The organism is uncultured Fretibacterium sp. (assembly GCF_938040765.1).
GTDB lineage: Bacteria > Synergistota > Synergistia > Synergistales > Aminobacteriaceae > CAJPSE01.
The window spans coordinates 1-7,346 of sequence record NZ_CALIAA010000195.1; the positions used below are offsets into that span (position 1 = coordinate 1).

Annotated in this window: 8 protein-coding genes; 6 read left to right on the plus strand and 2 right to left on the minus strand. The window is 61.3% G+C overall.

The genetic code is table 11. The features are described 5' to 3' along the window. Positions 1–217 precede the first annotated feature (217 nt). From Q0176_RS06780 to Q0176_RS06795, 4 genes are all read left to right on the plus strand, one after another. Positions 218–631 carry a cupin domain-containing protein gene (locus tag Q0176_RS06780; protein ID WP_299300568.1) on the plus strand — a complete coding sequence of 138 codons (414 nt, stop codon included), beginning with the start codon at positions 218–220 and terminating at the stop codon, positions 629–631. A 107-nt stretch (positions 632–738) separates the two neighbouring features. Further along, positions 739–1,857, plus strand: coding sequence for an aldo/keto reductase (locus Q0176_RS06785; protein ID WP_299300571.1), 1,119 nt, complete (start codon positions 739–741; stop codon positions 1,855–1,857). 605 nt (positions 1,858–2,462) lie between these two features. Next, positions 2,463–3,320: a TDT family transporter gene (locus Q0176_RS06790; RefSeq protein ID WP_299300574.1), complete on the plus strand. Its 858-nt coding sequence runs from the start codon at positions 2,463–2,465 to the stop codon at positions 3,318–3,320. Between the two features lie 122 nt (positions 3,321–3,442). Continuing rightward, positions 3,443–3,994 (plus strand): C-GCAxxG-C-C family protein, encoded by a 552-nt coding sequence (locus tag Q0176_RS06795; protein ID WP_299300577.1) that lies wholly within the window; start codon positions 3,443–3,445, stop codon positions 3,992–3,994. Between the two features lie 113 nt (positions 3,995–4,107). On the opposite strand, the gene Q0176_RS06800 is transcribed toward Q0176_RS06795, so the two are convergent. Together Q0176_RS06800 and Q0176_RS06805 are read right to left on the minus strand one after the other, a co-directional pair. Continuing rightward, a complete protein-coding gene (locus tag Q0176_RS06800) occupies positions 4,108–4,626 on the minus strand; it encodes a nitroreductase family protein (protein WP_299300579.1) in 519 nt (172 codons plus the stop codon). A 333-nt stretch (positions 4,627–4,959) separates the two neighbouring features. Then, the gene (locus Q0176_RS06805; RefSeq protein ID WP_299300582.1) at positions 4,960–5,532 is read right to left on the minus strand and encodes a flavin reductase family protein; all 573 of its coding nucleotides are present in this window, start codon (positions 5,530–5,532) and stop codon (positions 4,960–4,962) included. A 168-nt stretch (positions 5,533–5,700) separates the two neighbouring features. Here Q0176_RS06805 and Q0176_RS06810 point away from each other — a divergent pair, with 168 nt between their 5' ends. Continuing rightward, complete coding sequence (locus Q0176_RS06810) at positions 5,701–5,928, plus strand: winged helix-turn-helix transcriptional regulator (RefSeq protein ID WP_299300585.1); 228 nt, start codon at positions 5,701–5,703, stop codon at positions 5,926–5,928. Between the two features lie 140 nt (positions 5,929–6,068). Beyond that, positions 6,069–7,235 (plus strand): iron-containing alcohol dehydrogenase, encoded by a 1,167-nt coding sequence (locus tag Q0176_RS06815; protein WP_299300588.1) that lies wholly within the window; start codon positions 6,069–6,071, stop codon positions 7,233–7,235. Positions 7,236–7,346: the final 111 nt, after the last annotated feature.

Below are 7,346 nucleotides of genomic sequence, written 5' to 3' on the forward strand. Positions count from 1 at the left end.
GAAACTAAGAAAACGAAAGACATGTTAGGGAACACCTAATATGGAGAAGGCGTTAAGGGGAGGTTGAGTTTTCCGTAGCGTGTAGCTTGGCTGAATTTATCCAGGCACGATGATATTTCACCCGTTTCCATCTTGACCTGGAGTCGGCTTGAGGTTATAGACTGATGCTGTCACCATTCATCCAGCATTATCAATCAAGCGTCAGGGGGGTGTCTTCATGGATAAGGACGCGATGGGGGGACCGTTTCCCCGCGGCGGGGCGAACACCGCCTACGCGCGGTATTTCGTGGGGGACAGCTATCTGAACATGCTCTCCACGGAGGGGGTCGTGATCGGCAACGTGACCTTCGAGCCGGGGTGTCGGAACAACTGGCACATCCATAAGGCCAGGAGCGGCGGAGGGCAGATCCTGCTCTGCACCACCGGACGCGGCTGGTATCAGGAGTGGGGGAAGCCGGCGCGCGAGCTCCATGCCGGCGACGTGGTGCGGATCCCCGCCGGGGTGAAGCATTGGCACGGAGCGGCCCGGGACAGCTGGTTCACGCACCTGGCGGTGGAGGTGCCGGGGGAGGGCGCCGAAAACGAGTGGTGCGAGCCGGTGAGCGAGGAGGACTACGCCCGGCTTTCGTAGCGGTGTATCGGACTGCCTGGCGAGCGGCGCGGGGAGAGGCGTCCGCAGTTTTTGTCCGGCGTCCGGGCCGAGGAAATTTCATGAGGACGAGGAACGAGGGGGATACGATGACTCATTTGGGGGAAGGGATCAAGAAGCTGGGGTTCGGCCTGATGCGTCTGCCCAAGGAGGGCGACGCTATCGACATCGAGCAGACGAAGCGGATGGTGGATCGCTTTCTGGCCGAGGGCTTTACCTACTTCGACACCGCCTGGGCCTACCCGGGCAGCGAGGACGCGATCCGCGAGGCGCTGGTGGAGCGCTATCCCAGGGAGAAGTTCCAGCTGGCCACCAAGAACGCCGCGTGGCTCGAATGCAGGACCCGCGAGGACGCCGCGGCGCAGTTCGAGACCTCGCTGAGGCAGACGGGGGCCGGATACATCGATTTCTACCTGCTGCACAACCTGGGGGAGGGGCGGACTCACTTCTTCGACGACTTCGACATGTGGCGCTTCGTCCAGGAGAAGAAAAAGGAGGGGCTCATCCGGCACGTGGGGTTCTCCTTCCACTCCACGCCGGAGGAGCTGGAGGAGATCCTGAAGGCGCATCCCGAGATGGAGTTCGTCCAGCTGCAGATCAACTACGGCGACTGGGAGAACCCGGCCATCCAGTCCCGGGCCTGCTACGAGATGGCCCGGAAGTACGGCAAGCCGGTGATCGTCATGGAGCCCGTGAAGGGAGGAATGCTGGCGACCCCGCCGGAGTCGGTGGCGGAGATCCTCAAACGGGCCGACGCCGGCGCCTCCATGGCGTCGTGGGCCATTCGCTTTGCCGCGGACCTGGACGGCGTACTCACCGTCCTCTCCGGTATGAGCGACCTGGCGCAGATGGAGGACAACCTGTCCTTCATGAAGGGCTTCACGGGGCTGTCCGACGCGGAGAGGCGAACGCTGGAGGAGGCCAGGAGGGAGCTTGCCCGCATCCCGCTGATCCCCTGCACGACCTGCAACTACTGCGCCAAGGTCTGCCCCGTGGAGGTGGGGATCTCCGGGACGTTCACGGCGATGAACGCGCTGACGCTTTACGGCGACCTGACCGCCGCCAGGCATCAGGAGTCCTGGCTGGTCGGCGGCCATGGCAGGAAGCGCGCGGCGGAGTGCATCCGGTGCGGCCGCTGCGAGCAGGTCTGCCCGCAGCACATCGCGATTCGGGACGAGCTGGCCAGGGCGGCTGCGGCGTTCGCGTAATTCCAATTCCCAATCTACATGTACGGGGGCTACGGGGACAAAAGTGCCCTCGGCGGCATCTTTGCCCCTTGGCCTCGTGGTTGGGGTTCATTGTTGACACGATCCCATCATAAGGATTATAGTATTGAGGTAGAAGAGTAGAGGCTTGTCGGTCATTCTTCGGGGGAGGAGGCGCTCGGATGCGATACTGCGGATTCACCTGACGATCGGCTTTGGATGCACGGGATGCATTCTGCAGTGGGGTTCCTTCCTCGGGAGGAGCCGTTCGGATCGGGCCGTACTCTTCAGGGGCAGACCAAGGCATCCTCATGGTGCTCTACAGCCGCTGACGTTCCAGGAGAGACCGCCCCGAGCGGTCTTTTTTCTCGATATCCTCCCTCCTCCCTTATCTATTTCAAATCCCCTGCATTTTTTGCATTTCGAGATCCCCGCTTTTTTTGCGGTTCGCGACCCCCTGCTTGAGCTCGGGCGCGTGTCCCCGGAGCTTGAAAAATACCTGCCCCTTCTCCGCCCTGGAACGGAGGGCCTGCGAGCCGATTTTCACGGAGGAAGCGCCGATCCGATCGGTGTTTCCCGAAAAATCGAGGCAAGGGGGTATGTTGGTCTTGAATTTTCTGCGGCAATATCCTATTCCGACCGCGGGGCTGATCCTCTCTCTGTTCGCGCTGGGCAACCTCGTGCAGGGCTATAGTCGTGGGGCGCGGCTGCTTCTTGGGGGCGTTGCGTTTCTTCTCTATCTGCCCTATCTGCTCAAGTTGCTGGTCCTGAACGCAAAGTTGAAGGAGCCCCTCGAGAACCCGGTCGCGGCGAGCGTCCTGCCGACGTTCACGATGGCGACCCTGTTGCTGGCCGGGTACGTCAAACCCTATGCGCCGGAGGTGGGGGAGGCCGTCTGGTACGCCGGGCTCGTTGGTCATGCACTTTTGATCCTGTGGTTCAGTTGGATGTTCTTGAAGGGGTTCGCCCTGAAGAAGGTGTTCCCCTCATGGTTCATCGTCTACGTGGGAATTGCTGTGGCCAGCGCCTCCGCTTCGGTGACGGGGCGCCTGGATATCGGACGTATGGCCTTCTGGTTTGCCTTTGTCGCCTACTTCTGTCTTCTGCCCTTCGTCTGCTGGCGTCTCTGGAAGGTCGGGCAGGTTCCGGACGCCGCAAGGCCCACGGCGGTCATCCTTGCCGCGCCCGCATCCCTGCTGCTGGCGGGCTACATGGTCTCGTTCGAGGTGAAAGAGCCTGTCCTCGTGTGGCTGCTTCTCGCCTTTTCCCTCTTTTTCTACGGGGCGGGGGTGTCGTATCTGCTGAGGCTCTGCCGGACCTCCTTTACCCCCGGCCATGCGGCGTTTACCTTTCCTTTGGTGATCAGCGCCATCGCGGTGAAGATGACGGCCGGGTACACGGGGCTGGCCTGGATGGCGGCGTTGGGGCACGTGCAGACGGCCATTGCCGTCCTTGTCGTACTTTGAGTGCTGGGGGGCTACCTGAAGTTTTTGTTCCCGAAGTAAACCGTTTTACGCGGGATGCCGCGTGGAGAACAGGGCGGTGAGTTCTTGAAGCCGCTGTCAATTTTCAGAGGGGGGGGAAACGAATGGAATCGATCGTCACGTACCACGCAACGGCAGTGAGCCCGAAGGCCATTCAGAAACGCGCGGAGGAATCGTACGCCAACGGATTCTTTTGCTGCGAGGCCGTCATGGACGTTATCAGGAGCGATTTTCAGGTGGACGTACCGGAAACGGTGATCGCCATGTCTTCCGCCATGTCGATCGGAGCCGGGCGCGCCGGGTGCATGTGCGGTGCTTTGAATGGGGCCATTCTTGCGCTGGGCATGTTCTTCGGGCGCACGACGCAGGCTGGTCCGAAGGACCCCAAGGTAAACGCGGTGATGGCGCTGTCGAAGGAACTGCACGACTGGTTCCGCGACGCGAACGCAAAACATGCGGTCTGCTGTCGCGTTCTGACCAAAGGCTTCGAGATGAGCGAGGGGGAGCACAAGAAGCAGTGCATCGCCTTCACCGGGCTCTGCGCGGGGAAGCTGGCGGAGATACTCTGCCGTGAGCTCGGGGTCGAAAACCTGGATGAAGAGCCCATACAGGGGCTGGAGAAGCCGTTTTTGCCCCCGGCAAAATCGGCAGTCTGAGGCCGGGAGAGAAAAGAGGACGGCTCCTTCGACGGCAGGCCCCCGATCGGGGGCCTCTCGTCATGTCCGTGCCCGGGAGCGTGTAACATCCCCCCGAACGCAGGGGATGGGGCTCAGAAGGTATTGCGGCGCGTTGTCTCCGAGAGCGGAAGGCGCTCGGCGTGCTTCGGGCTGGGGGCGCTCGATTCGTGAGGGTAGCCCATGGGCAGGATGGCGACCGGTATGACGTTTTCCGGCAGTGCGAATGCCGATCGCACCTTCTGCGGGTCGAAATGCCCCACCCAGGTGCTGCCCAGGCCCAGGGCCGCAGCCTCGAGCATCATATGGGTGGTGACGATGCTCGCGTCGACCTCACCCATGTTCTTGCCGTCGTAGGATCGCTTCCAGCTCACTGCGGCGTCGTAGCAGACGACCAGGGCCAAGGGGGCGGAGAAGTGATAGGGCGTGCAGTCCTTCAGCTTGCCGAGGGCCGCATCCGAATCGAGCACCAATATCCGCTGCGGCTGGTAGTTGACGGCGGTGGGGGCCAGCCTGCCGGCCTCCAGAACCGCGTCCAGCTTTTCACCTTCCACCTTTTTGGGGGCGAACTTCCGGACGGAATAACGCTCCCTCGCCAGCTCCAGAAAATCCATGACGATCCCTCCTGACGGTTTGTTGTTCTGCTGCGGCGCATGCCGTTTTGGATTATATGATAAAGTGCTTTTCGCCGTATGGGGCGATTGACCGGGCTTTTGGGCGATTACCCCTTGCCGCCGGGACCTTGCGTCTCAAGAAGGTCCCGCTCGATCTGCCCCAGGTCCTCGCTCTGAAAGGGGACGTCCGGTACATGGAGCGGAAGGCGCGCCGATTGTGGTGCATCCGTCCGTGGCCTGCAGCAGCAGGGAGCCCTCCCAGAGCGGCGGACGCTGGACCGGTCCCGTGTACTTCCTATCCGCCTCCCCATCAGCCTTATTTCTTCACCAGCTTTACTTCTTCATCAGGCCTGCGCCGGCATTCCAGGCTTGTCCGATCTTCTCCCCAATCTTGTAATAGCCGTTCTGAAACGGATCGAAGGCAAAGGCGTTCAGCTTCGCCGGATCGACCTTCCCCTTCGAATCCAGGACCCTCTCGTCCGCGCTGACGCCGACGATCCTCCCGATGACGCAGTGAAGGTTCTCGGTGTCCACGATCTCCAGCAGCTCGCACTCCATCGCCACGGGGAACTCCTCGATGATGGGGGCGTTTACGTGAGCGCTCCTGACCTGGTGGAACCCGGTGCGTTCAAATTTGTCCTCCATCTTGTTGCCCGTAGCGATGCCGACGAAATCGGCCTCGGCCATGTGGTCCAGGTCGGCGATGCTGACCGTGAAGGCCTTCGTCTCCCGGATATTCTTCGTCGTCCTGTGCTCCTCGTCGATGAAAAGCGCAACTTTGTCCATCGCGCTGATCTGTCCCCAGGCGGCGTTCATCACGTTGGGCTTTCCATTGCCGTCGTATGCCGCAACCATCAACACCGGCATCGGGAACAGCGCCGGCTGAACACCCAGACTCTTTCTCATGACGATCATCCTTTCCCAATGGTCTCCAGGTACGCCCAATGCTTCCGCGAGTTGCCTCTTTTCCGCCTCGCCCGTATCATTATATTCAAGTCGGTAACGGGAAAAAAGTACTTACATCGAGGTGGGGTACTTACAATTATGGCCCATACTTTCTGATGGGGAACTGTCATGACGAAACGGAGCGTTTCTCGGGGATCCTTCGAGGGGCGCGGTTTCCGTTACGCCCCGTCGCTGATCGACGAAAGGTATAAAAGGGTTGTCCTTTGTGCTCTGGCGCATTTCGGCATCGTGCGGTTCAATAAAATGAAAAGGTATACAGGAAAGATCTCCTGCAAAACGCTCAGCTCGACGTTGAAGGCGCTGGAGGCCGAGGGGACCGCTGCGGCCGAGGTGTAAGGGCTTGATTCCTCGGGCGGCGTTTTCCCGGGCGGATTCGTCCTTTCTCCCCTTGACTCGAAGCCGGCTTGAAATTATAGAGTATCCGCATGGGAACGTAAGGGGACTTCATCTTTCCAAACGGCGAGGAGGAAAAAACGATGCTCGGAAACTTTACCTATTCGAACCCGACGCGGATTCATTTCGGGGAGAATGCCCTCGATTTCCTGAACGAGGAGCTGCCGAAGTTCGGCAAAAATGTCCTGTTGGCCTATGGCGGCGGCTCCATCAGGAAAAACGGGATCTACGACAGGGTCGTGGACATCCTGAGGGCCAACGGCAAGACGGTCCTCGAGGACGCGGGCGTGATGCCCAACCCGACCGTCGCAAAGCTGAACGAGGGCTGCCGGCGGGCCCGTGAGGGGAACGCCGACCTCATCCTGGCGGTCGGCGGCGGTTCGGTCTGCGATTATGCGAAGGCGGTCTCCGCCTCCGCCTGGTGCGGCGACGATCCTTGGGAAAAGTTCTTCGTCCGGATGGAGGAGCCGGAGGACCGGATCATCCCCGTGGGCTGCGTCCTGACCATGGTCGGCACCGGTTCGGAGATGAACGGCGGCTCGGTGATCAGCAATCCCGAGAGCAATCGGAAGGTCGGGCACGTGTTCGGGGACGAGGTGTTCCCGAAGTTCTCCATCCTGAACCCCACGTTCACCTTCACGCTGCCGAGGCATCAGATGGTCGCCGGGTTCTTCGATATCATGTCCCATATCCTGGAGCAGTATTTCTCGGGCGAGGACGACAATACGTCGGACTACATCATGGAGGGGCTCCTGAGGTCCCTGATCCACAGCACGAGAATTGCGCTGAACGCCCCCACGGACTACGAGGCGCGCAGCAACGTCATGTGGACCGCCACCTGGGCCCTGAACACCCTCGTGGCACAGGGCAAGTCCACCGACTGGATGGTCCACATGCTGGGGCATTCCGTGGGGGCCTACACCGACGCGACCCACGGCATGACCCTCGCGGCGATCTCCCTGCCGTATTACCGCCACATCCTGCCCTACGGCCTGAAGAAGTTCCGGCGTTATGCGGTCAACGTCTGGGACGTGAGGCCCGAGGGAAAGTCCGACGAGACGATCGCAGGGGAGGGCCTTGCCCGCATGGAGGCCTACATGAAGGAGCTCGGGGTCGTGATGCGCCTTCGGGAGCTCGGCGTCACCGAGGCCATGATCGAGGGGATCGCCGACGGCACGTTCATCCTGAAGGGCGGGTACAAGGTGCTCTCGCGCGAGGAGGTCGTGAAGATCCTCGAGGAGAGCCTGTAAGCGCTGCGGCCCAAGGGCTTTTCCGCGGACGCCGATCATCGAGACGCCCCCTTTCCCAAGGCGGGAAAGGGGGCGTCTTGCCGGCGCGGGGCAGGCGGCCCGACCGGTTCT

Excerpts from the sequence above, each read along its gene's own strand:
- Q0176_RS06795 (WP_299300577.1), top strand. The coding sequence starts at position 3,443 with ATGGAATCGATCGTCACGTACCACGCAACGGCAGTGAGCCCGAAGGCC.
- Q0176_RS06815 (WP_299300588.1), top strand. The coding sequence starts at position 6,069 with ATGCTCGGAAACTTTACCTATTCGAACCCGACGCGGATTCATTTCGGG.
- Q0176_RS06780 (WP_299300568.1), top strand. The coding sequence starts at position 218 with ATGGATAAGGACGCGATGGGGGGACCGTTTCCCCGCGGCGGGGCGAAC.
- Q0176_RS06800 (WP_299300579.1), bottom strand. The coding sequence starts at position 4,626 with ATGGATTTTCTGGAGCTGGCGAGGGAGCGTTATTCCGTCCGGAAGTTC.
- Q0176_RS06785 (WP_299300571.1), top strand. The coding sequence starts at position 739 with ATGACTCATTTGGGGGAAGGGATCAAGAAGCTGGGGTTCGGCCTGATG.
- Q0176_RS06810 (WP_299300585.1), top strand. The coding sequence starts at position 5,701 with ATGACGAAACGGAGCGTTTCTCGGGGATCCTTCGAGGGGCGCGGTTTC.
- Q0176_RS06805 (WP_299300582.1), bottom strand. The coding sequence starts at position 5,532 with ATGAGAAAGAGTCTGGGTGTTCAGCCGGCGCTGTTCCCGATGCCGGTG.